Genomic DNA, 20,542 nt, shown 5'->3' on the forward strand with positions numbered 1-20,542 from the left:
TCCCCGGAATTGTAGCACTCTGCTAGTATGGCCGGCTGATGCGGGGCCTCCCCATGCTCGTCGCGCTCGCCGCCGCCGAACAGCCCCTCACGCTGCAGCGGGTATGGCTCGACCGCCTGGCGATCATCATTCCGGCGACCATGGCGACGCGGTGGCTGCTCCTCGCCGACCTCGCCTGCCTGATCGCGCTGGGGCTGGGGATGCGCCGGCCGCTGCTCGGCGTGGTCCTCACCCTTGGCGGAGGATTCCTTGTCCTCAACGGCCTCGGCATGGCGCTCACGGATTTCTACCTGGGACTCGCCCTCTTTCACTTCGTCGTCGGCGTCACCGTGGTCCTGTTCGCGCGCCGCGCGCGCTGGCTGGGCGCGGCGGCGCTGGGACTGGCGCTCGTCCTCGGCGCCCTCACCTGATGACGGCCTTACATCTCCTTGTGGCACTCCAGGCAGATGGGGACGACGAGCGTCCTGGAGATAAACCGGTTGGTGGCGTCGCTGTCCGTCGTGTGCGTCGTGTGACAGCGCACGCAAGCCACCCTCACCGTGTCGTGCTCGCGGATGGCATGGTAGGAGGTGCCTCCCCGGCCTTCGGTCGCCTCCTCGGCCTCGAACTCCGCACCGGGGTCGACGGCCCGCGCCGGGCTCCCCGCCGCCTCGCCGTCGGCGCGCGACACGCGCAGAATCGGCGTGTGGCACTGGCGGCAGTCGGCGTCGCGCAGCGGCAGCCGCATGTGCGTCGGCTCCTGATAGGCGCCGGCCAGGAACTTCAGCGTGTCGAACCCCGCCACGGCCCAGACCGTCAAGCGCATCCCGGAATCGGCGCCGCCGTGACAGGCGATGCACCCGACCGCCGCGTCCTGGCGGTGATGCTGCCCGGCCAGATCGCCAGGCATGGCCGCGGTCAGACCCCCGAACTTCTCATCGTGCAGGTGGCAGGAGACGCAGAAGCGGTTGTCGCGCTCCTTGGCGGCGAGCGCCACCAGGAAGAGCGAACCGAGAAGCAGGGCTCCCGCCCCGCCCGCCGCCCAGAGTGCGAGAGACCGTCCGAACGACCGGGCGATGGCGGGAGTCCTCCTCTCGCGGGTGCTAGCGAACGGTCACCATCACCGGCTTGGCGAACATAATGTGCCCCGACGGACCACCGCCACCACCTCGCGGCAGCACCGCGCCGGTCGGCGTCGTCACGGTGCCCACGGACGAGGCCTTCTCGGAGCCGTAGTGGAAGGCGGCGGTGATCGAGTACGTACCGGGCTCCTGCGGGGCCTTCACGGCCCACACGACCTTGCCCTCGGCCGGCTTCCGGGCGGCCAGATCAGTCTTCTGATCGAAGATGACGACGCTATTGAGGTTCTTCTTGAGTCCGGCCGCACGGCTATCCACCCACTTGGTCTGCTCCTGGCCATCGCCGCCCCACGCCTTTGGAGGACCGACGATCAGCCAACCGTCGCCCTGGACCGGTCGCGCCTGGAAGCGGAGGTCGGTGTCGACCAGGAACACCCCGACGGCCCCGTGGCCCCCCTTGACCGTCACCGTGATCTGGGTCTCCTGACCCGGTCGGAGGCTGGTCGGGGCGCTGAGGTTCACCGAGGCGAGCTCGTCCATCAGCTTGACGTCGGCCAGCAGCTTCTGGCGGTCGGCGGGCTGCATCTGCTGATAGGGGCCCGCGCCATCCTCGATGGCCTTGTAGTGCTTGTTCTCCTTGACCTGGCTGTTGGCGAACGCCTCCGGCTCGTTCCGTAACTGGTCCTTGGAGACGGACGAGTGGCAGGCGGCACACGTCGGGGCGAGATCGGTAACGTTGCGCAGCGGCCCGCCATTATAGGCGGCAGCCGGCGGCACGCCGAAGGGAAGCAGCATTGCTGCGAGGCCGAGAACGCTGGCAAATCGTTTCATCAGGTTTCCCCCGTGACAGCGAAGTGCACTGCAGTCCAACCCGACACTGATAAACCGATCACCGGTAATGCCGGTTCCCCCGCGACGCCGCGCTCCGGCTGTCCCCCCCCAGGCTCGCCTCCATGACCAGCGCGTCCTCGCCCGTGTCGTAATAGTAGCCGCGGCGCCGCCCGACGACCCGGAAGCCGAACGACTCGTACAGCGCGCGCGCTTCGGCGTTGCTGGGCCGGACCTCCAGGACGACCAGCCGCAGCGCCCGTCCGCGGGCCTCGTCGAGCACCTGACCCAGCAGCGCCCGCCCGATCCCCCGTCGGCGCGCGGACGGGTGCACCGCGATGTTCGTGATGTGCAACTCGTCCGCGACCTCCCACAGGCAGACGTAGCCGACGAGCCGGCCGTCCTCGCGGATGACGTTGCAGCGCGCCACCCGGTTCTGCTCCATCTCATAGAGGAAGGCGCCCCGTGACCAGGGCATCGAGAACGAGGCGCGCTCGATGGCGAGCACCTCGTCGAGATCGGCCGGGCTCATCCGCTCAGTGGACAGTGACGCCACGGCGCTTCAGCTCCGCTTCGGACGGCCGCAGATAGATCGGAACGAGGTCGGCGACGGCGACGGTATCGCCGGCCAGGAGCCGGGCGAGCCCCAGGACGCCCACCGAGGCCGGCGACGGGACGCGTCGGTGCGGCGGGGCCGGGCGCGCATGCGGGGTGCGAATGGTGGCCGCCGCGTCGCCGAGGAGGATGACGGGCTCCGTCATCCGGGCGGCCAGGGCCCCGGGAGCGAGCGCGAGGTAGTCTGACTCCCGCTGCATCGCGGCCCCGTCCCATCGGTAGAACGCGCAGTAGACCTCCCCCTTACGGGCGTCGAGCACGGGGCACACCGGCAGCGACGCGAAGGGAAGCGATGCCGCCATCGCGTCGAGCGTAGGCACCGCCGCGACCGGGATGCCGAGGGCCAGCGCCAGCCCCTTCACCGCGCTCAGCCCGATCCGCAGTCCGGTGAACGAGCCGGGTCCGACAGCGACGGCCAAGCCCTGCAGGTCGGCCGGCGTCCAGGCGGCGTCGGTCAGCAACCGGTCGATGGCCGGCAGCAGCCGCTCGGAGTGCGTGGCGCTCACGTCGAGCGAGTACTCGCCGCGGAGCCGCTCGCCGTCCAGCAGGGCCACGCCGCCCGCCAGCGTCGAAGTTTCGACCGCTAGAACGCGCACGGGCGCCAGTCTAGCACGCGGCGCCAGAGCCAAAGCCGGCGGTGCGATATAATACGCCCGGGAGGAAGCGGATGAGTGCCGCGCCGAAGAACGATCCCGCCGCCGTCGAGGTGGAGGTCCGTGAAAAGATCCACCTCGAGATCCTCAAGCGGACGGGTGCCTACCACGCCAACGACCACGTGCTGCTGCCCTCGGGGCAGCACACCAGCGAGTACATCGAGAAGACGCTGGTGACGACGGAGCCATCTTTCACCGAAGGGCTCGGCGCCGTCATCGCCAAGCACTTCGCCCAGTGGCCCGTCGATGCCGTGCTCTCCACTGGTCCGGGCGCCCTCATCCTCTCCCACTGCGTGGCGCGGGCGCACCCTTCACGCCCGATTGTCGTTTATGGCACGAAGGGACTGTCCGGTGGCAAGCGGCGGGTCACGCTGCCCGTCGAGTTCCAGCGCCTGATCCGGGAGGGCGCGCGCGTCCTGCTGATCGAAGACCTCGTCAGTACCGGCACCACGCTCGACCTCCTGATCAACCTTGTCGAGCAGTTGGGCGCCGAGGTGGTGGGGATCGGGTGCCTTTGGCGCCGCACGTCTGTGCAACTGAACGGCAAGCCAGTCTTCAGTCTGGTGAGCAGGGACTTTCCGACCTACGATCCGTCAGATTGTCCTCTATGTAAAAGGGGAATACCACTGAACGAAGAGTTCGTCCGGAGGCGGCACCTGCGGCGTCCCTCGACCGTACAGGAGCCTAAGACCCCGTAGTTCCGGCCTTTCAAGCTGTCCGGCCAAGCCCCGCCTCGTCTGTCACCAGGTCTTGGCACCCCTCTTGCGTAGTCACCGTGAGGCGAAACTTCTGGCATCGCCCGAGAGGTGCCTAATGTATAGGCAGGCAATCCCGCTCCTCGGTCTCGTTCTCTCGCTCGCGGTCACGAGCCTCGCGGACGCCGAGCCGGTGACGGTCCTGTTTCCGGAGGGCGTGACGCGGGCCTTCCCCATCCTACGCTCCATGGACAACGAAAAGCTCGCCCAGGGTGACCTCAGCCAGGTCGTGCGGGGTGACAAGGTTTACAGCCGCCTGGTGTTCCGCTTCAAGGACGGTTCGATCTACGACGAGAGCGTCGTCTTCACCCAGCGCGAAGTATTCACCCTCCTGAGCTACCGCATTGTGCAGAAGGGCCCCTCTTTCCCGGAGACGCTGGAGGCGGCCATCGACCGGGACACCGGACGCTACCAGGTCCGCTACCGCGCGGACGAGGACAGCCCCGAAGAGGTCCTCACCGGAAAGTTCGCGCTCCCCGACGACGCCTACAACGGGATGCTCTTCCTGATCGTGAAGAACCTGCCCGCGCGGGCCGGGGAGACGGTTTCGATAGTGGCGTTCACGCCGAAGCCGCGGGCCGTGAAGATGCAGCTCCTGCCGGTGGCCGAAGATCGCATGCTGGTCAGCGACTCGCCGATGCAGGCCACCCGCTATCACATCCGGCCGCAGCTCGGCCTGTTCGCCTCGCTCCTGGTGGCCGACATCCCCGATCTCCGCATGTGGATTCTTCCCGGGGAGGCTCCGGCGTTCCTGCGCGCGGAGGGTCCGCTCTACTTCATGGGGCCGGTCTGGAGGATCGACCCCTACTAGATTCCTCGGAGGGGGGCTTCGCCCCCCTTCCGAAACCTCCCCCCAGGATCCATTGCGCGGGCTAAGCCCGCGCTCGAGCCGGCCGCCCCCAGAAACTTCAGGCGGCTTCCCACAGCCCTTCGGCGACGCCGGCGCTCTTGTAGGCGGCTCGGATGCGATCGAGGTTCTGCGTGAAGAGGAGCCCGATCTTCGCGAACGGCTCGAAGACAGGACCCTGGCCCTCGATCAGCGGGAAGCTGACATTGGGGAGCTTGCCCCACTGGGCGCGCAGCGCGATGTTCACGGTCGCCAGGCGCGCGTAGAACTCCTCGCGCTCCTTCGCCGCGCGCTTGACGATCGGCGTGATCAGGCAGTCGATGGTCTGGCGCGCCCGCGCCGCCGCGCCCTCGACGGCCGCCTCCGCCAGCGGCACCACCGTCACGCCCAGCTCGCCCAGGAACCGCTGCAGGAGCCGACCGACCGATTCCTGGAGCAGCACCTCGGGCAGCCCGACCGTCTTCAGCTCGCGGTGGCCGATCTGCGCAGCCTCCGCGTACAGCTGGTCGCGCAGCCACTGCACGTAGGCGCGGTTCTCCTCGTCCTTCCACCACTGCTTGATCATCTTCTTGCCCCAGTAACGGATGGCCACGTAGTAGAGGTCCCGCTTCCAGAGCTTCTTGGCGATCCCCCGCCAGGAGTAGAACTTGGCCATCGCATCGATCGCCCCCGTCTGGAGCTCGTAGGGCGACATCCGCCGCGGCTGGTGGACCGTGTGGTGGCCGTCGTAAAAGGACCAGTTCCGGTTGATGACGTACTTGTCGCCCTTGGCGTAGAGGGTGTCCCAGTCGGGCGAGCCCGGGATCGGCGTGAGGATCATGAACTGCACGGAGTCGATGTCGTGCTTCAGCGCGAAGTCGGCGGTCGCGTCGATCGTCTCGAGGTCGTCCTCGTCCGAGCCGACCACGAACATGCCGTGGATCCGGATTTGGTGGGCGTGGAAGCGCTCGATCGACCGCTCGATCTTGGCCAGATCCTGCTTCTTCTGGAAGAGCTTGAGCGTGCGGGGATTGATGGACTCGAACCCCACGTACACATTGAAGCAGTTCGAGTCGCGCATGAGCTCGAGAAGCTCGGGATCGTCCACCGTCTCGGTGCGCACCTGGGCGCCCCACTGGGGCGTGAGCCCGCGCTCGATCATCCCCCGCAAGAGCTCCTTCACGCGCTTCTTGTTGGCGGTGAAGATGTCGTCGGCGAAGAAGGTGTAGAGGTTGCCCTTGTGCAGCGTCAGCTCCTCCAGCACCCGCGCGACCGAGTGGGTGCGGAAGGCGTGACCGTACATCCCCGGCACCGAGCAGAAGGTGCAGGAGAAGGGGCAGCCGCGGGAGGTGGCGATGGAGATGACCCCGCCCGGCTTCCAGCCGGTGATGAGCTGGTAATCGGGGATCGGGTTCACGTCCAGGTTGGGGATCTTCGGGCGCTCGGGGTTGTGCACGGTCCGGCCGTCCGCCTGGTACGAGAGATTCTGGATCTTCTCGAACCCCTCGCCCCGCTGGATGGCGTCCACCAGCTCCTGGAAGGCGGCCTCCCCCTCGCCCCGGACGACGAAGTCTCCGTGGGCGAGCCCTTCGTCGGGCATGAAGCTCGTGTGGGTGCCGCCCAGCACGACGATCCCGCCCGCCTGCCTCACCTGGTCGGCGAGGCGATACGACTGGGGGGCCGTGGAGGTGATGGCGGAGATGCCCACCAGATCGGCCGCGAGCACCTCCGCCATGTCCACGGGTTGGATGTCCTCGATGTAGACGCGGACGTCGTATCCCTTGCTCCGCATGATCGTGCCCAAGAGCACGGAGCCGAGCCGCGGAATACACACCCGGGTGTACACGTGGAGGTGCGTGGACTTCGGCTCGACAAACACGAGCTTCTTGAGCGCTCGCTTCATGAGTGGTTTCTCCCCGGTTGAAGAGGCCAGAGAATTTCGCAGATGCGCCAACGCTATCACCCGCCTCCGCGGCTTGTCAACGTACGCCTGCCCCCTTCTCCCCTAAATATGGTGTTCACGACCCGTCCGGAACCCCCGTATGTTGGATTTGGGGCTTGACAGGATTTCCGGGCCGGCTCTAGCATGCCGGTGACGCGCGTCATGCCGCAAGGGAGGTGAGCCGCGCCCTCGAGGCGACCGGCCCTCTCGGCCTTGCGTTCCGGCAGGGCCGCACCCTCTGATGATACTGAGTGGGGCGACCCCCCTCAGACCCTGAGGATTCTGGCCTGCAGACTCTCCCCCGCAGATTCTCCCCCCGCGAATTCTGCCCGCAATCGACGGTCGAGCTATTTGGTCTTGGCGAGCACGCGCGGCTTGGGCACGGGCGGTTTGACCTTGTCCTCCTTGAGGAGCCCCTTGAGCTGGTTCACCGTGTCGGAGAACTGCGAGACGTCCTGGAACTGGCGGTAGACGGAGGCGAAGCGGACGTAGGCGACCTGATCGAGCTTCTTGAGGTGCTCCATCACCAGCTCGCCCAGCTCGTTGTACTTGATCTCCTTCTCGGCGCGCTCGTGGAGCTGGGCCTCGACCTCGGTCACGATCTCGTCGACCTTCTGCACGGCCACCGATCGCTTCTCGCAGGCCTTGAGGATGGAGTTGCGGAGCTTCTGGCGGTCGAAGGGCTCCCGCCGGCCGTCACGTTTCTCGACGTGCGGCAGGACGTCCTCGATGTACTCGTAGGTCGTGTACCGGCGGTGGCACTTGAGGCACTCGCGCCGCCGCCGGATGAACTCCCCGTCCCGGCCCACCCTCGAGTCGACGACTCGATCCTCCGTGTGGCCACAGAACGGGCACTTCATGGGAGCCCTCCCCTCACTTCACGCGGTCCGGGTAGAGGGGAAACCGACCGGTCAGCTCCTGCACCTCGGCGCGCACCGCCGCCTCCACCGCCGAGGAGCCGAGCTGGCTCAACACGCGGTCGGTGAGCTCGGCGATCCGCTCCATCTCGGGCTCCCGCATGCCCCGCGTCGTCAGCGCCGGCGTCCCCAGCCGGATGCCGCTGGTCACCATGGGGCTGCGGGTATCGAAGGGCACGGTGTTCTTGTTCACGGTGATCCAGGCGCGGTCCAGCGCCTCCTGGGCGTCTTTGCCCGTGATGTCGCGGCTGGTGAGGTCGACCAGGATGAGATGCGTGTCGGTGCCGCCGCTCACCAGGCGATAGCCGCGAGCCAGCAGCGCGGCGGCGAGCGCCTTGGCATTGCGGACGATCTGCTGCTGGTAGGCGCGCCACTCCGGCGTGAGGGCCTCCTTGAACGCCACCGCCTTGGCGGCGATCACGTGCATGAGCGGACCGCCCTGCACTCCCGGCATCACGACTTTGTCCAGCGTCGCCGCGTCCTTGGCCTGGCACAGGATCATGCCGCCCCGAGGGCCGCGCAGGGTCTTGTGGGTGGTGGTGGTGACGAAGTCGGCGAGGCCGACCGGCGACGGATGCAGCCCCGCCGCGACCAACCCGGCCGGATGGGCGATGTCGGCCATCAGGACGGCACCGACTTCGCGCGCGATCTCTGCGAAGGGGCGGAAGTCGATGGCGCGTGGAAAGGCCGAGCCCCCGGCGATGATCAGCTTGGGGTGATGCTGCCGGGCCAGGTCGCGCACCTGGTCGAGGTCGATCCGCTCGGTGTCCTTGCGGACGCCGTAGGGCACGATCTTGTAGAGCTTCCCCGAGTAGTTCACGGGGCTCCCGGCCGTCAGGTGGCCGCCGTGCGAGAGGTTGGGCCCCAGGACCGTGTCGCCGGGTTTGAGGACAGCGAAGTAGACGGCCATGTTGGCCTGGGCGCCCGAGTGAGGCTGGACGTTGGCGTGCTCGGCACCGAACAGCTCCCGGGCGCGGGCGATCGCCAGGTCCTCGGCGATATCGACCACCTCGCAGCCCCCGTAGTACCGGCGCCCCGGATAGCCCTCGGCGTACTTGTTGGTCATGACCGAACCGAGCGCCTCCAGCACCGCCTCGGAGACGAAGTTCTCGGAGGCGATCAGCTCGAGGTTCCGGTTCTGCCGCTGCGCTTCCTCGCGCAGCGTCTTGGCGATGTCGGGGTCGACGTCAGTGAGCCGGGGCATCGGAAACGCCTGCGCGCGGGATCACGCGTTCGAGGGCCGCCCACACGCCGGGAACCTTGTTGGCGGCGATGACCATGCCGAGGGAGTCGGTGCCGACGTCGAGGATCCGGTGGTCTTCCTTGAGAGGGAAACCGGCGTGGTCGGCGCCGAGGGCGATGACCGTCATACCTGGCTCACCATACTGGTAGGGGCCCGACGTGTCAAGCACACCTAGATGTCGGGGTCGGGGCACCCGTCACGGATACGCGTTCCGGTCGGCGAGAACCGTGCAGCGCGGATGGTTTCTGAGGACGGAGGCGGGGATCTCCGGGCTCACCGGACCGTCGACGAGCCGCCGGAGCGCGGCGCGCTTGCCGCGGCCGCTCACCAGGACGACGACCTCGCGCGCTGCGGCGATCGTCGAGAGCCCCAGCGTCACCGCGCGGTCCGCGACGGCGCCCCCGGCCAGCGTCAGGTTGACCTGGTCGGTGAGGATGTACTGCACGGTTTCGGGCAGGAGCGGGACCGGACGGGTCACCGAGTCGAAGGGTGCCCCCGGCTCGTTGGAGGCCAGGTGGGCGTTCGGTCCGAGCCCCAGCATCACGAGGTCCAACCCGCCCACCTCGACGATGACTTTCTCGTAGGCCCGGCACATCTCCTCCAGGTCGGCCGCGTCGATCCGAAAGGGATGGCACCGCGCGCCCGGCACGCCCGCCCACTCCAGGAACTCGTGGCAGACCTGCTGCCAGAAATAGCCGCTGGCGGGCGCCGGGCGACAGAGCTCATCCACCGAGAAGACCCGCAGACGCGAGAAGTCGACGGCCACCGTGGCCTGCAGCTCGCGCAGCAGCGCGTACATCCGGCGGGGTGTGCGCCCCGCCGGCACGGCCATGGCGAGATCGGGCTTGGCCCCGACGCGCTCGCGTACCAGCGCGGCCGCGGCCGCAGCCAGCTCCTCGGCCTCGCGAAAGACGATCAGTCGCATCGTCCTCGGAGCGCGCGCGCCCCCTCGGCGGCGGCCCCCGTCGGGAACTCGAAGGTCTCCAGCGCCGCCCCCTCGACCCCCATCCCGACGAGCCGGGGAATCTCCAGCCGAGCCTCGGCCGCGCGGATCTCATCCGCCGATACGCCCGTCGCCGGGTGCTTCGGCACGAAGAGCGTGCAACAGTCGGCATCGGGCTCGATCGAGATCTCGAACGTGCCGAGCCGCTGGGCCTCGGCGGTGATCTCCAGCTTGTCCATGCCGATGAGCGGGCGCAGCACCGGCAGCCCCGCGACCTCGTCGATGCGCGCGATGTTCGTGAGCGTCTGCGACGCGACCTGCCCCAGGCTCTCCCCCGTGGCCAGCGCCAGCGCGCCCGCTGTCCGGGCCAGCGCCTCGGCGATCCGCACCATCATCCGTCGGTAGACCACCACCCGCACCGGCGGCGGCACGCTCAGCACCACCTCGCGCTGGATCTCCCCGAGCGGCACCAGAAGGAGCTGGGACCGGTACTGCCACTCCGTGAGGCGCTCGACCAGCGCCCGCGCCTTGGCCTGGGAGGTGGCCGGCAGGTACGGCACGCTGTGGAAGTGGACGAACACCACGCGGCAGCCGCGCTTCATCATGCGCCAGGCGGCCACGGGCGAGTCGATGCCGCCCGACAGCAGGGCGGCCACGGTGCCGCTCGCCCCCACCGGGAGCCCGCCGGGTCCGGGGACGCGGTCCGCATAGACAAACGTCTCGGCGGGCAGCACCTCGACGTGGATCTCCAGCTCGGGCTCATTCAGGTCCACCCGCGCGCCCGAGCCCTTGACGCGCTCCAGGACGAACGCGCCCAGCTCACGGTTCAGCTCGACGGAGGTCATGGGGTACGTCTTGAAGGCTCGGCGCGCCGAGATCCTGAACGACCGGAACGGCCGCCCTTCGATCAGGCCGGCGATGGCGGCCTTCATCGGCTCGACCGACGAGGGGACGCGATACGCGAGGGCGACGCTGGCCACGCCGCACACGCGGGCGGCACGGGCGCGGACGACCTCCGGCCGGTCGTGGCCCGCGAGATCGAGCACGATGCGTCCCGTGAGCTGCTCGACGCCGACCCCGCCCAGATCGGAGGTCGCGCGCGCCAGGTTGCGGGAGAGCTGGCGGAGGAAGAGCGGGCGGTTGCCCCGCTTCAGGCTGATCTCGTGGTAGTGGACGACCACGGCGGCGCGCAGCCGGCCCATCGCTGCCTTCAGTACACGCCGCCCGGGAACGTCGAGACCTCCGGGCGGCGACCGGGCACACGGTACATCTTCACGCCGGAGCCGCCCGCGCCGAACGGCGTGCCGAGGATGCCGTCGTGGATGGCCCAGCTGCGGCCCCGGATCGAGCCGTCGAACCCCCGTCGCCGGAACGGCGTCGAGTCGTCGAGGCACGCGTGCAGGGCGCCGCCGGGCTGAAAGCCGGCGTGGATGGCGTCCATGCGGTCGCGGCCGATGAAGTAGTCGCAGCCGTGGCGCTCGTAGAGGAGCGCCGAGTGATAGAAGAGCGGTTCGACGAGATAGAACTCGCGTCCCAGCAGCCGGCAGAACGCGTCCATGCACTCCAGCACGCGGCCGATCATGCGGAGGCCCCGGCGAACCTGGCCGGGCGCGAGGCCCGCGGCGAGGGCCCGCGCCTCCTCACCGAGGTTGCGGCAGGCTGTACCGAGCAGGGTGTCGTGCCCGTGGTCGTCCCGATCGACCCCGTAGCGGGGCGTCTCCGGATCGTTGATCTGAACCAGCGACAGCTCCGGCGCCCCGAACGCCGACATGCCCATGTCGAGGAGGAGAACCGGGTCGCGATCGTGCTCGCGCGCCCAGAGCTCGATACGCACCCAGGGCTTCTCGTCCCCGGCGGTGATCCGCACCAGGCGCTCGCCGAGCGGGCCGTGCAGCTGCTGCCGGTCGACCCCGTAGACCACGAGCAGCTCCTCGGGAACGAGTCGTAGATAGAGCCGGTCGCGGACGTCGAGCGGCAGAGCGTTCAGCGCGACGATGGGGTCCATTACAGGCTCGCCTCGGCCGCGGGGGCCCCAGCCCCCGGCCGTCCTGCGGCTCGCACGGCCATCAGGCGAGCTCCCGGACCAGCGCCCGCGCGCGCTCCAGCTCCTCGGGCGTATTGACGTTCATGAACACGACGGCGGGGTCGACGTACCGCGCGATCTCCGCCTCATCGATCACGACGACGCGCACCTTGTCGAAGAACCCCACGATCTTCAGCCGCCCGGCCAGCAACCGCTCCTCCATGTGCGGTAGGCAGCTCTTCTGGTAGGCGGCGTGCATCGTCTCGTACTGATCGCCCACGCGCGGGATCACGACGTCCCCGAGCGGAGCGTGCTCGACGACGAGACGGACGACCTCGCGGCGCAGGAACGGCATGTCACAGGCCACGGTGAACGCCGCCCCGCCGGAGGCCGCCTTGAGGCCCGAGTAGATGCCGCCCAGGGAGCCGTGATCCGGATAGACGTCGGGCACCATGGGCAGGCCCAGGAAGGCATAGAGCTCCGGCATGTTCGTGACGATCAGCAGGTCGTCCACGGCGCCCGCGAGCACCCCGGCCACGCGCTCGATGATCCGTCGGCCGCCCAGGTCCATCAGCGCCTTGGGTTGCCCGCCCATGCGGGTGCTCTTGCCACCGGCCTGGATCACGCCCGTGATTTTCATTCGAAGGGGGCCTCGGCGGCCCCCTCCGAGGCCTCCCCCAGGATCGATGGCGCCGGCAAAGCCGACGCTCGAACGCTGGCCTCGCAACAGCGGGGCGTCATATCACGCGCACGGCGCCCTGGCGGATCACGCGCGGCGGATCGACGGTGACGTCGAGCACCGTGGAGGCCAGCCCACCGGCCGTCGGGCCGCCGTCGAGCACCAGCGCGATCGCGCCGTCCAGATCACGCAGCACCGCGTCTGCAGTCGTCGGCGGAGGATCGTCGGACCGGTTCGCGCTGGGCGCCGTCACCGGTCCGCCGAGCGCTCGGGCCAAGCCGCGCGCGATCGGATGAAGCGAGAGCCGCACGCCGACCGTGCCCGTCCCCGCCGTGACCTCCACCGGCACCGACGGCTGGGCGGGCAGCACCAGCGTCAGGGCTCCGGGCCAGTGTTGGGCCATGAGTCGGCGGGCGGGCTCGGAGATGACCGCCAGCCGCTCGACCATCTCCACCGAGTCGACGAGCACCAGCAGCGGCTTCGATTCGGGGCGGCGCTTGACCTCGAAGATCCGCCTCACCGCCCCCCCATCCAGCGCCGCGGCGCCGAGGCCGTAGAAGGTCTCGGTGGGATAGGCGACCAGACCGCCCTTCTTCAGCGCGGCCGCCCCGCGCTGGAGCGCAGCGGCGTCAGGGTTCGCGGGATCGACCTTCAGGACCTCCGTGCCCATGCCCTCACGTCCCGGTTATTCGCGTGCCTTCATCCGTTCGGCGACGCGGCGCGCCCGCTCGTCGACCTCGGCGGCCAGGCGCCTTCGGTAGGCCGCCAGGCGCTCGCTCACGGCGGGATCGGCGACGGCCAGAATCTGCGCCGCCAGGATCGCGGCGTTCACCGCGCCCCAGGTACCGATGGCCACCGTGGCCACGGGCACGCCCTTGGGCATCTGGGCGATCGACAGGAGCGCATCGAGGCCGCCGAGCGGGGTGGAGGCGATGGGCACGCCGATGACGGGCAGCGGCGAGGCCGCCGCCAGAACGCCGGGCAGCGCAGCGGCGCCGCCGGCCGCACCGATGAGGACGCCAAGGCCACGCGCATGAGCCGTCGCCGCGTAGTCGTGGGTCCGCTGGGGCGTGCGATGGGCGGAGGCCACCACCACCTCGCTGCCGATCTCGAGCGCATCGAGGACCTTCACTGCCTCCAGCATGACCTCGAGGTCCGAATCGCTGCCGAGCACGATGCCGACACGCACAGGTCTATCCACTATCCGATCCCCTTCCTGCCGATGTCGGTGCGATAGTGCACACCGTCGAAGCGGATCCGCGCCGCCGCCTGGTAGGCGTGTGCGATCGCCTCGCGGAGCGCGGGTGCCGTGGCCGTCACGCTCAGCACGCGCCCGCCGGCCGTGACGAGCTTGCCGTCGCGCTCGGCCGTCCCCGCGTGGAAGACGCGCACGCCCTCCACCGTCTCGGCGGCGTCGATGCCGTCGATGGGGAGGCCCATCGGGTAGCGCTCCGGGTAGCCGGCGGAGGCCAGCGTCACGCACACCGCCGCCTCGGGCCTCCAGGCGACGCGCTCGGGCAGCCGATCACCGCGCGCGGCGGCCAGCAGAAGCGGCACGAGGTCACTCCCGAGCCGCACCACGAGCGCCTGGCACTCCGGGTCACCGAAGCGGCAGTTGAACTCCAGCACCTTCGGTCCCTCGCCCGTCATCATCAGCCCGACGAAGAGCACGCCGCGGTAGGGCATACCGTCCTTGGCCAGCGCCGCGATCGTGGGATCGACGATACTCTCCATCACCTGCTGTTCGGCCGCGGCATCGATCCCCGGCACCGGCGAGTAGGCCCCCATGCCGCCGGTGTTCGGTCCACGGTCGTCGTCGAAGACCGTCTTGTGATCTCGTGCGGCGCCGAGAGGCACCGCGGCCTGGCCATTGGCCAGGGCGAAAAACGAGACCTCCCCACCACGCAAGAACTCCTCAATCACGACCTTCTTCCCGGCATCGCCAAATACCCTGAGTTCCATCGCCGCCGATATGGCCTTGGCCGCTTCCTCGGCCGTCTGACACACGGTCACGCCTTTACCCGCGGCGAGTCCGTCGACCTTTACGACCACGGGCTGGCTAAGCCCTCGGCAGTGGTCGATCGCGGCCCTGACGTCGTCAAAGGTCTCAAATCGCGCGGTGGGGATCCGGTAGCGCTTCATCAGCGACTTCGCGAACGCCTTCGATCCCTCGATCTGCGCCGCGGCCGCGGTCGGCCCGAAGACGGCCAGCCCCCGCGAGGTGAAGCGGTCGGCGAGTCCGGCGACCAGCGGCCCTTCGGGCCCCACGACGGTGAAGTCGATCCGCTCGCGCTCGGCGAAGGCGAGGAGCTCGTCGTGGGCCTCGGCTTTGATGGGCACGCACTTCGCGTGACGCGCGATGCCCGGATTGCCGGGCGCGGCGTAGAGCGTGTCGACCAGCGGGCTCTGCGCGAGCTTCCAGGCCAGCGCGTGCTCCCGTCCCCCACCGCCCACCAGCAGCAGCTTCATTCGGGCGGGCCCCCTCCAGGCGGCTCCACGACTTCCAGGTGCGCGCGGGCGATGCGGGCCCACGGGCTACCCGAGTCCAGCTCGAGGTACCGCTGCCAGTGCGCGACCGCTTCCGCGTTGCGGCCGGCCCGGGCGAGCGCCGCCGCCAGGTTGAAGTGAGCGTCGGCGTAGTCGGGCGACAGCTCGAGCGCGCGCCGGTAATGGACGATCGCCTGCTCGGCATCGCCGCAGTCCTCGTCGAGCGATCCCAGGTTGTAGGCGGCCTCGGCGCACCGGGGGTCCTGCTCCAGCGCGGCCGTGTACGCCGCCCGCGCCTCCTCGTATCGTCCCATCCGGTGCAGGAGGAGCCCGAGGTTGTTCCAGGCGGCGGCGTAGGTCGGATCGAGGGCCACCACGCGGCGATAGGCATCGATGGCGTCCTCCCAGTGCCCGGGATCGGCATCCCACTCGCTGGCCCGCTCGAACCAGGTCTCCGCCTGGGCGGCGGGCGGATACAGCGGCCGGACCAGCCCCGTGGCGAGGGTCGCCGCCGCGTCCTTGGTGAGGCCGCCGGCGTCGAGCGCGAGCACCGTCTGCCCGGTGCGGGGATCGAAGCGGACGCGCTCGGACTGAGCGAGGAGGCGATCGCCCTCGACGATGAAGCGCACCTCCGCCAGCGGGCTCTCCAGATCGGGGTCCTGCTTCCGGAGCGCCAGCAGCGCCTCGCGGATCTGGCGTACCGATGCGCCCGCGTCCAGCAGCGCGGTGGCCGCCTTGAGCGCCAGGAGGTCGCGGAAGGTGTAGCCGGCGTCGCCGCGGAGCAGATCGAGCCGCCGGAGTTGGGCCAGCCGCCGGGGCGTGAGGCTCAGAATCCGGGTCAGATCCCGGAGCCCATAGATCCGTTCGGGACCCCGTGCCATCGCGGTCAGTGGCGGAAGTGACGGATGCCGGTGAAGACCATCGCCACCCCGCGCTCGTCGGCCGCCGCGATGACCTCCTGATCCCGGAGCGAGCCGCCCGGCTGGATGACGGCCGTGACCCCGGCCTGAGCCACGACGTCGAGACCGTCGCGGAACGGGAAGAACGCGTCGGAGGCGCAGACGCTGCCTTCGGTGCCGAGCCCGGCCTCGCGCGCCCGCATGACGGCCAGGCGCGCGGAGTCCAGGCGATTCATCTGCCCGGCCCCGACGCCGACCACCTGATCGCCTGTGGTCAGCACGATGGCGTTCGATTTGACGTGCTTGGCCACCCGCCAGGCGAAGCCGAGCGCGGCCATCTCGTCGGGAGTGGGCGCGCGCCGGGTGACCGTCTTGAGGGTCTTCTCATCGAGGTCGACCGCGTCCGCCGCCTGCACCAGCAGACCACCGAGCACGCTCCGGTACTCGACGAGCCGCGGGAGCCGTTCGCACGGTACCTGGAGCACACGGCACTTCTTCTTCGTCCGCCTGAGCTCCTCCAGCGCCTCGGGAACGAAGGCGGGCGCGAAGAGGATCTCGACGAAGATGCCGGCGAGCTCCCGGACGACGGCCGGGTCGAAGGCGCGGTTGACGCCGACGATCCCGCCGTAGATCGATACCGGATCCGACGCTTTCGCCTTGGCCATGGCGGCGCCGGCGGTGGCGGCGACCGCGGCACCGCACGGGTTGGTGTGCTTGACGACGACGGCCGCCGGCTCGGCGAACTCGAGCAACAGCCCCAGGGCCGCCGAGAGGTCGAGCAGATTGTTGTAACCGAGCTCGGGCCCGTGCAGCTGCCGCATGGCGCCGAGCCCGAAGGGGAACCCGCCGAGGAGGCGGTAGAACGCCGCCGCCTGGTGGGGGTTCTCGCCGTACCTCAGACCGAGCGCCCGCTCGGCCTCGAGCCGCAGCCGCTCCGGAAACTGCTCCGTTCGAGCGCCGGCTTCGCCGGCGCAATCCGTCCTGGGGGAGGTCTCGGAGGGGACCGTCGCGCCCTCCGGGCGCGCCTGTGGAGTCGCCCCCTCCGACCGGGATGGGAGGCGAAGCCCCCCTCCGAGGGAGGCGGCCCCCTCCGAAGAAAAATGAGCGGCGATCGCCGCGTCGTATTCGGCCGTCCGCCGGAACGCTTGCTGGGCCAGACGAGCGCGCGTCTCGTCGCTAAGCGCGCCGCCGCTGGCCCGCAGCTCTCCCAGGACCTCCGCGTACTGCGAGGGATCGGTGACGACGGCCACGCTCGCGTGGTTCTTGGCGGCGGCGCGAATCATGGCCGGACCCCCGATGTCGATCTGCTCGATCGCCTCGGCGCGCGTGACGCCGGGCCGCGCCACCGTGGCCTCGAACGGGTAGAGCGCCACGACGACGAGGTCGATCGGCGGGATCCCGTGCTGCTCGAGCGCGGCCGCATGCTCGGGGGAGTCCCGGCGGGCCAGGATGCCTCCGTGAATCTTGGGATGGAGCGTCTTGACACGACCGTCGAGCATCTCGGGAAACCCGGTGACGTCGGCGACCTCGCGCACCGGCACCCCCGAGTCCCGGAGCAGCCGAGCCGTCCCGCCCGTCGAGAGGAGCTCCACCCCCAGCTCCCGGAGGGCTCTGGCCAGCTCGACCACACCGGTCTTGTCGTGAACGCTCACGAGCGCACGCCGGACCTTCATTCGATCACCATCCCACGATCACTCTCCTGCCGACGATCCTAAGCCGCCCTTCCGCGAAGAGCCGCACCGCCTGCGGATAGAGCCGGTGCTCCTCGGCGAGGATCCGTGCCGCCAGCGTCTCCTCGGTGTCGTCGGGCTGCACGGGGACGCTCGATTGTAAGATGATCGGGCCGGTGTCCACGCCTTCGTCGACGAAGTGGACGGTGGCGCCCGAGATCTTCACGCCATGGTCGAGCGCCTGGCGCTGGGCGTTCAGCCCGGGGAAGGCCGGCAGCAGCGAGGGGTGGATGTTCATGATCCGCCCCGTCCACGCCCGGACGAACGCCGGTCCGAGGACACGCATGAAGCCGGCCAGGCAGACGAGCCCGACCTGATGCGCCTCGAGGACCTTGGTGATGGCGGCGTCGTAGGCCTCGCGGGCGCCGAAGTCCTTGGGGTTCAGGAGCACGGCCGGCACCCCCCGCTCGGCGGCGATCTTCAGCGCCCGGGCGCCCTCGCGATCGGAGACGACCACGGCGACCCGGGCCGGAAAGTCGGTGCGCGCGCTGGCGTCGAGGATCGCCTGGAGGTTCGAGCCGCGACCGGAGGCGAGCACGCCGACCCGGAGAAGCTCCTTCACGCGGCGTCGCGCTCCTTGGGGGCGGCGGCGTGAAGGGCGCAGATCGGGCAGCGTGGCACCTGTCGCATGATGGCCGAGTCCCGCGGGAAGAAGCGGGCCAGGGACCAGTCGAGCGCCACCTGGAGTTGCTTGCGGACGCCGACCAACTTCAGGAGGTGGAGCGCGTTCCAGAAGAGCCAGGCCGGGTAGCCGGAGAACCGGAACCCCATGACCTCGACCACGGCGTCCTTCTCGCCCAGCGACACCAGCATCCCGCGCGGCGCAAAGTCGATCGGCCGCAGCGCGCGGCCGGCGAGGTCGGCCACGATGTTCTCGGCGACCAGGCGCCCGTGGGCCAGCGCCGCCGGGATGATGGGAATGGAGGCTTGGGGCTTGCCCTCGATGCTGACCGCGTCCCCGGCGCCGTAGACCTCCGGATGGCCGGGAATCTGGAGGAAGCTGTTGACGACGATCCGCCCCAGTCGATCGTGGCCGACGGGGAGGTGGGCCAGTGCCGGGTGGCCCTTGACGCCCGCGGCCCAGACGATCAGGCCCGCCGCGATCGACTCGCCACCCCCTACCTCGACGACGCCGGGCAGCACCCGCGTGACGCGCGTTCGGGTCTTGACCTCGATGCCCTCGCGGTGCAGCCGCCGGTGCGCTCGTTCCGCGAGCGCGGGATGGACGCCGCGCAGGATCTCCTCGCCCGCCTCGAGGACGACCAGGCGGTAGTCGCCGGCCTCGATGCCGCGGTAGCGCGGCACCACATACGAATGGAAGAAGTCGTGCAGCTCCGCCACCAGCTCGACGCCGGTGTAGCCGCCGCCAACGACGCAGACCGTCAGCATGCGCCGACGGACGTCGGGATCGGGCTCGTGATCGGCGTGCTCGGCGAGGTCGATCAGATGATCGCGCAGGAGGATGGCGTCGTCGAGGTGCTTGTACGGGAGCGCGTGCTCCTCGACGCCGGGGATCCCGAAGCTCGGCGTCGTTCCGCCGAGCGCGATCACCAGACGGTCATAGGCCACGGTCCCCTCGGCGAGGACGACCCGACGCGCGGCCAGATCGATGTCGAGCACCTGGTCGCGGCGGAAGCGGAATCGGCGGGCCCCGCGGAGGTCGCGGATCGGTTGGATGATGTGGCGCGGCTCGACGAGCGAGGAGGCCACCTGGGGCAGCAGCGGGGTGAACAGCAGATAGTTGCGGTCGCTCACCAGGAGCAGCTCGACATCCTGCCGGGGGCCCAGCCGGCGATCCAGCACGCGGATCGCCTCCAGCCCGGCGAAGCCGCCGCCCAGCACCGCGATGCGGCTCACGCCACCAGCTCCACGCCGCGCTCGCCGGCCACGATCTCGCCCAGCCGGTGCACCGTCTCGCCGGCGACGGCGAGCGCCGCTCCGGCGGCCTCGGCGTGCGGCGCCGGCACGACGACCACGTAGCCGATCCCCATGTTGAAGGTCCTGAACATCTCCGCGTCGGCCACCCGGCCGGCCCGCTGCAGCGTCTCGAACACGGCCGGCACCTGCCACGACTTGCGGTGGATCAGGGCGCGACACCCCTCGGGCAGCACGCGGGGAACGTTCCCGACGATCCCGCCGCCCGTGATGTGCGCCATCGCTCCCACCTCCATCCGCTCCAGCAAGGCGAGGATCGGGCGCACGTAGATCCGCGTCGGCTCCAGCAGCTCGGCGGCGACGGCGCGGCCCGTTCCGGGCAGCTCGGCGTCGATCGACAGCTTGAGGACGTCGAAGACGATCCGGCGCGCCAAAGAGTAGCCGTTCGAGTGGAGGCCGGACGATGCCAACCCGAGCAGGATGTCTCCCGGTCGCACGCGAGCGCCGTCGACGATGCGGCTCTGCTCCACGACGCCCACGGCGAACCCGGCCAAATCGTATTCTCCCGGCCCGTAGAGGTCGGGCAGCTCGGCGGTCTCCCCCCCGATCAGCGCGCAGCCCGCCCGCCGGCACCCCTCGACCACCCCGCGCACGATCGTCTCCACCCGCGCGGGGTCCAGGCGCGCGATGCCGATGTAATCCAGAAAGTAGAGGGGCTCGGCGCCGTGGACGAGAAGGTCGTTGACGCCCATGGCCACCAGGTCGATGCCCACGGTCTGGTGGCGGTCGGCCATGAAGGCCACTTTGAGCTTCGTGCCCACGCCGTCCGTCGACGACACCAGCACCGGCTCGCGGAACTTCTGGGGCACCCTGACGAACCCCGCGAAGGCCCCGATGCCGCCGATGACCTCCGGCCGGAAGGTGGTACGGGCCAGCGGCGCGATGCGGCGAACCGCCTCGTCGCCGGCCTCGATGTCGACGCCGGCGTCACGGTAGGTCGGTCGATCCATCGGCGGCGCTAGCTCAGTCGGAGGGGGCCTCGGCGGCCCCCTCCGAGGCCTCCCCCAGG

23 protein-coding genes are annotated in these 20,542 nt (G+C 69.9%); 3 read left to right on the forward strand and 20 right to left on the reverse strand.

Annotation, left to right across the window (positions count from 1 at the left end):
* The first annotated feature begins 38 nt into the window (after positions 1 to 38).
* On the forward strand, positions 39 to 410 hold the full coding sequence (locus tag VGV13_06490; GenBank protein ID HEV8640726.1) for a hypothetical protein: 372 nt from the start codon (positions 39 to 41) through the stop codon (positions 408 to 410).
* A gap of 8 nt (positions 411 to 418) precedes the next feature.
* Here VGV13_06490 and VGV13_06495 read toward each other — a convergent pair whose 3' ends face one another.
* The 4 genes from VGV13_06495 to tsaB form a co-directional block, all read right to left on the reverse strand.
* Positions 419 to 976 (reverse strand): cytochrome c3 family protein, encoded by a 558-nt coding sequence (locus VGV13_06495; GenBank protein HEV8640727.1) that lies wholly within the window; start codon positions 974 to 976, stop codon positions 419 to 421.
* Positions 977 to 1,082: 106 nt separating this feature from the next.
* On the reverse strand, positions 1,083 to 1,889 hold the full coding sequence (locus VGV13_06500) for a hypothetical protein (GenBank protein ID HEV8640728.1): 807 nt from the start codon (positions 1,887 to 1,889) through the stop codon (positions 1,083 to 1,085).
* A 58-nt stretch (positions 1,890 to 1,947) separates the two neighbouring features.
* Positions 1,948 to 2,418: a ribosomal protein S18-alanine N-acetyltransferase gene (rimI, locus tag VGV13_06505; GenBank protein ID HEV8640729.1), complete on the reverse strand. Its 471-nt coding sequence runs from the start codon at positions 2,416 to 2,418 to the stop codon at positions 1,948 to 1,950.
* Positions 2,419 to 2,422: 4 nt separating this feature from the next.
* Entirely contained in the window at positions 2,423 to 3,097 is a 675-nt protein-coding gene (gene tsaB, locus VGV13_06510; GenBank protein HEV8640730.1) for a tRNA (adenosine(37)-N6)-threonylcarbamoyltransferase complex dimerization subunit type 1 TsaB, read from the reverse strand.
* A 71-nt stretch (positions 3,098 to 3,168) separates the two neighbouring features.
* Between tsaB and VGV13_06515 the strand changes: the two genes are divergently transcribed.
* Both VGV13_06515 and VGV13_06520 read left to right on the forward strand, forming a co-directional pair.
* Positions 3,169 to 3,852 (forward strand): phosphoribosyltransferase family protein, encoded by a 684-nt coding sequence (locus VGV13_06515; GenBank protein HEV8640731.1) that lies wholly within the window; start codon positions 3,169 to 3,171, stop codon positions 3,850 to 3,852.
* A 115-nt stretch (positions 3,853 to 3,967) separates the two neighbouring features.
* Positions 3,968 to 4,720 (forward strand): hypothetical protein, encoded by a 753-nt coding sequence (locus VGV13_06520; protein ID HEV8640732.1) that lies wholly within the window; start codon positions 3,968 to 3,970, stop codon positions 4,718 to 4,720.
* A 97-nt stretch (positions 4,721 to 4,817) separates the two neighbouring features.
* Here VGV13_06520 and VGV13_06525 read toward each other — a convergent pair whose 3' ends face one another.
* From VGV13_06525 to purM, 16 genes are all read right to left on the reverse strand, one after another.
* The gene (locus VGV13_06525) at positions 4,818 to 6,638 is read right to left on the reverse strand and encodes a radical SAM protein (protein ID HEV8640733.1); all 1,821 of its coding nucleotides are present in this window, start codon (positions 6,636 to 6,638) and stop codon (positions 4,818 to 4,820) included.
* A 386-nt stretch (positions 6,639 to 7,024) separates the two neighbouring features.
* Complete coding sequence (gene nrdR / locus VGV13_06530) at positions 7,025 to 7,537, reverse strand: transcriptional regulator NrdR (protein ID HEV8640734.1); 513 nt, start codon at positions 7,535 to 7,537, stop codon at positions 7,025 to 7,027.
* 13 nt (positions 7,538 to 7,550) lie between these two features.
* Positions 7,551 to 8,798 carry a serine hydroxymethyltransferase gene (gene glyA, locus VGV13_06535; protein HEV8640735.1) on the reverse strand — a complete coding sequence of 416 codons (1,248 nt, stop codon included), beginning with the start codon at positions 8,796 to 8,798 and terminating at the stop codon, positions 7,551 to 7,553.
* Positions 8,782 to 8,964 carry a hypothetical protein gene (locus VGV13_06540; protein HEV8640736.1) on the reverse strand — a complete coding sequence of 61 codons (183 nt, stop codon included), beginning with the start codon at positions 8,962 to 8,964 and terminating at the stop codon, positions 8,782 to 8,784. The genes glyA and VGV13_06540 overlap by 17 nt, the downstream gene beginning before the upstream one ends.
* Before the next feature lie 69 nt (positions 8,965 to 9,033).
* Entirely contained in the window at positions 9,034 to 9,762 is a 729-nt protein-coding gene (locus VGV13_06545; GenBank protein ID HEV8640737.1) for a 6-phosphogluconolactonase, read from the reverse strand.
* Entirely contained in the window at positions 9,753 to 10,982 is a 1,230-nt protein-coding gene (thiI, locus tag VGV13_06550) for a tRNA uracil 4-sulfurtransferase ThiI (GenBank protein ID HEV8640738.1), read from the reverse strand. Before thiI ends, VGV13_06545 begins: the two co-directional genes overlap by 10 nt.
* An 8-nt stretch (positions 10,983 to 10,990) precedes the next feature.
* Positions 10,991 to 11,785 (reverse strand): hypothetical protein, encoded by a 795-nt coding sequence (locus VGV13_06555; GenBank protein HEV8640739.1) that lies wholly within the window; start codon positions 11,783 to 11,785, stop codon positions 10,991 to 10,993.
* Positions 11,786 to 11,846: 61 nt separating this feature from the next.
* Positions 11,847 to 12,443 carry a molybdenum cofactor guanylyltransferase gene (locus tag VGV13_06560; protein HEV8640740.1) on the reverse strand — a complete coding sequence of 199 codons (597 nt, stop codon included), beginning with the start codon at positions 12,441 to 12,443 and terminating at the stop codon, positions 11,847 to 11,849.
* A gap of 97 nt (positions 12,444 to 12,540) precedes the next feature.
* Complete coding sequence (locus VGV13_06565; GenBank protein HEV8640741.1) at positions 12,541 to 13,152, reverse strand: L-threonylcarbamoyladenylate synthase; 612 nt, start codon at positions 13,150 to 13,152, stop codon at positions 12,541 to 12,543.
* A 15-nt stretch (positions 13,153 to 13,167) separates the two neighbouring features.
* Complete coding sequence (gene purE, locus VGV13_06570) at positions 13,168 to 13,671, reverse strand: 5-(carboxyamino)imidazole ribonucleotide mutase (GenBank protein HEV8640742.1); 504 nt, start codon at positions 13,669 to 13,671, stop codon at positions 13,168 to 13,170.
* 11 nt (positions 13,672 to 13,682) lie between these two features.
* The gene (gene purD / locus VGV13_06575) at positions 13,683 to 14,951 is read right to left on the reverse strand and encodes a phosphoribosylamine--glycine ligase (GenBank protein HEV8640743.1); all 1,269 of its coding nucleotides are present in this window, start codon (positions 14,949 to 14,951) and stop codon (positions 13,683 to 13,685) included.
* Entirely contained in the window at positions 14,948 to 15,850 is a 903-nt protein-coding gene (locus tag VGV13_06580) for a tetratricopeptide repeat protein (protein ID HEV8640744.1), read from the reverse strand. The genes purD and VGV13_06580 overlap by 4 nt, the downstream gene beginning before the upstream one ends.
* 5 nt (positions 15,851 to 15,855) lie before the next feature.
* A complete protein-coding gene (purH, locus tag VGV13_06585; protein HEV8640745.1) occupies positions 15,856 to 17,541 on the reverse strand; it encodes a bifunctional phosphoribosylaminoimidazolecarboxamide formyltransferase/IMP cyclohydrolase in 1,686 nt (561 codons plus the stop codon).
* Positions 17,542 to 17,545: 4 nt separating this feature from the next.
* Positions 17,546 to 18,160, reverse strand: coding sequence for a phosphoribosylglycinamide formyltransferase (gene purN, locus VGV13_06590; GenBank protein HEV8640746.1), 615 nt, complete (start codon positions 18,158 to 18,160; stop codon positions 17,546 to 17,548).
* A complete protein-coding gene (locus VGV13_06595) occupies positions 18,157 to 19,455 on the reverse strand; it encodes an NAD(P)/FAD-dependent oxidoreductase (GenBank protein HEV8640747.1) in 1,299 nt (432 codons plus the stop codon). Before VGV13_06595 ends, purN begins: the two co-directional genes overlap by 4 nt.
* Positions 19,452 to 20,483, reverse strand: coding sequence for a phosphoribosylformylglycinamidine cyclo-ligase (gene purM, locus VGV13_06600; protein ID HEV8640748.1), 1,032 nt, complete (start codon positions 20,481 to 20,483; stop codon positions 19,452 to 19,454). The genes VGV13_06595 and purM overlap by 4 nt, the downstream gene beginning before the upstream one ends.
* Positions 20,484 to 20,542: the final 59 nt, after the last annotated feature.

This window comes from Candidatus Methylomirabilota bacterium (assembly GCA_036001065.1).
Classification (GTDB): Bacteria; Methylomirabilota; Methylomirabilia; order Rokubacteriales; family CSP1-6; genus MNEF01.

Excerpts from the sequence above, each read along its gene's own strand:
- VGV13_06490 (HEV8640726.1), top strand. The coding sequence starts at position 39 with ATGCGGGGCCTCCCCATGCTCGTCGCGCTCGCCGCCGCCGAACAGCCC.
- VGV13_06500 (HEV8640728.1), bottom strand. The coding sequence starts at position 1,889 with ATGAAACGATTTGCCAGCGTTCTCGGCCTCGCAGCAATGCTGCTTCCC.
- rimI (HEV8640729.1), bottom strand. The coding sequence starts at position 2,418 with ATGAGCCCGGCCGATCTCGACGAGGTGCTCGCCATCGAGCGCGCCTCG.
- VGV13_06515 (HEV8640731.1), top strand. The coding sequence starts at position 3,169 with ATGAGTGCCGCGCCGAAGAACGATCCCGCCGCCGTCGAGGTGGAGGTC.
- VGV13_06520 (HEV8640732.1), top strand. The coding sequence starts at position 3,968 with ATGTATAGGCAGGCAATCCCGCTCCTCGGTCTCGTTCTCTCGCTCGCG.
- VGV13_06525 (HEV8640733.1), bottom strand. The coding sequence starts at position 6,638 with ATGAAGCGAGCGCTCAAGAAGCTCGTGTTTGTCGAGCCGAAGTCCACG.
- nrdR (HEV8640734.1), bottom strand. The coding sequence starts at position 7,537 with ATGAAGTGCCCGTTCTGTGGCCACACGGAGGATCGAGTCGTCGACTCG.
- glyA (HEV8640735.1), bottom strand. The coding sequence starts at position 8,798 with ATGCCCCGGCTCACTGACGTCGACCCCGACATCGCCAAGACGCTGCGC.
- VGV13_06540 (HEV8640736.1), bottom strand. The coding sequence starts at position 8,964 with ATGACGGTCATCGCCCTCGGCGCCGACCACGCCGGTTTCCCTCTCAAG.
- VGV13_06545 (HEV8640737.1), bottom strand. The coding sequence starts at position 9,762 with ATGCGACTGATCGTCTTTCGCGAGGCCGAGGAGCTGGCTGCGGCCGCG.
- thiI (HEV8640738.1), bottom strand. The coding sequence starts at position 10,982 with ATGGGCCGGCTGCGCGCCGCCGTGGTCGTCCACTACCACGAGATCAGC.
- VGV13_06555 (HEV8640739.1), bottom strand. The coding sequence starts at position 11,785 with ATGGACCCCATCGTCGCGCTGAACGCTCTGCCGCTCGACGTCCGCGAC.
- VGV13_06560 (HEV8640740.1), bottom strand. The coding sequence starts at position 12,443 with ATGAAAATCACGGGCGTGATCCAGGCCGGTGGCAAGAGCACCCGCATG.
- VGV13_06565 (HEV8640741.1), bottom strand. The coding sequence starts at position 13,152 with ATGGGCACGGAGGTCCTGAAGGTCGATCCCGCGAACCCTGACGCCGCT.
- purD (HEV8640743.1), bottom strand. The coding sequence starts at position 14,951 with ATGAAGCTGCTGCTGGTGGGCGGTGGGGGACGGGAGCACGCGCTGGCC.
- VGV13_06580 (HEV8640744.1), bottom strand. The coding sequence starts at position 15,850 with ATGGCACGGGGTCCCGAACGGATCTATGGGCTCCGGGATCTGACCCGG.
- purH (HEV8640745.1), bottom strand. The coding sequence starts at position 17,541 with ATGAAGGTCCGGCGTGCGCTCGTGAGCGTTCACGACAAGACCGGTGTG.
- purM (HEV8640748.1), bottom strand. The coding sequence starts at position 20,483 with ATGGATCGACCGACCTACCGTGACGCCGGCGTCGACATCGAGGCCGGC.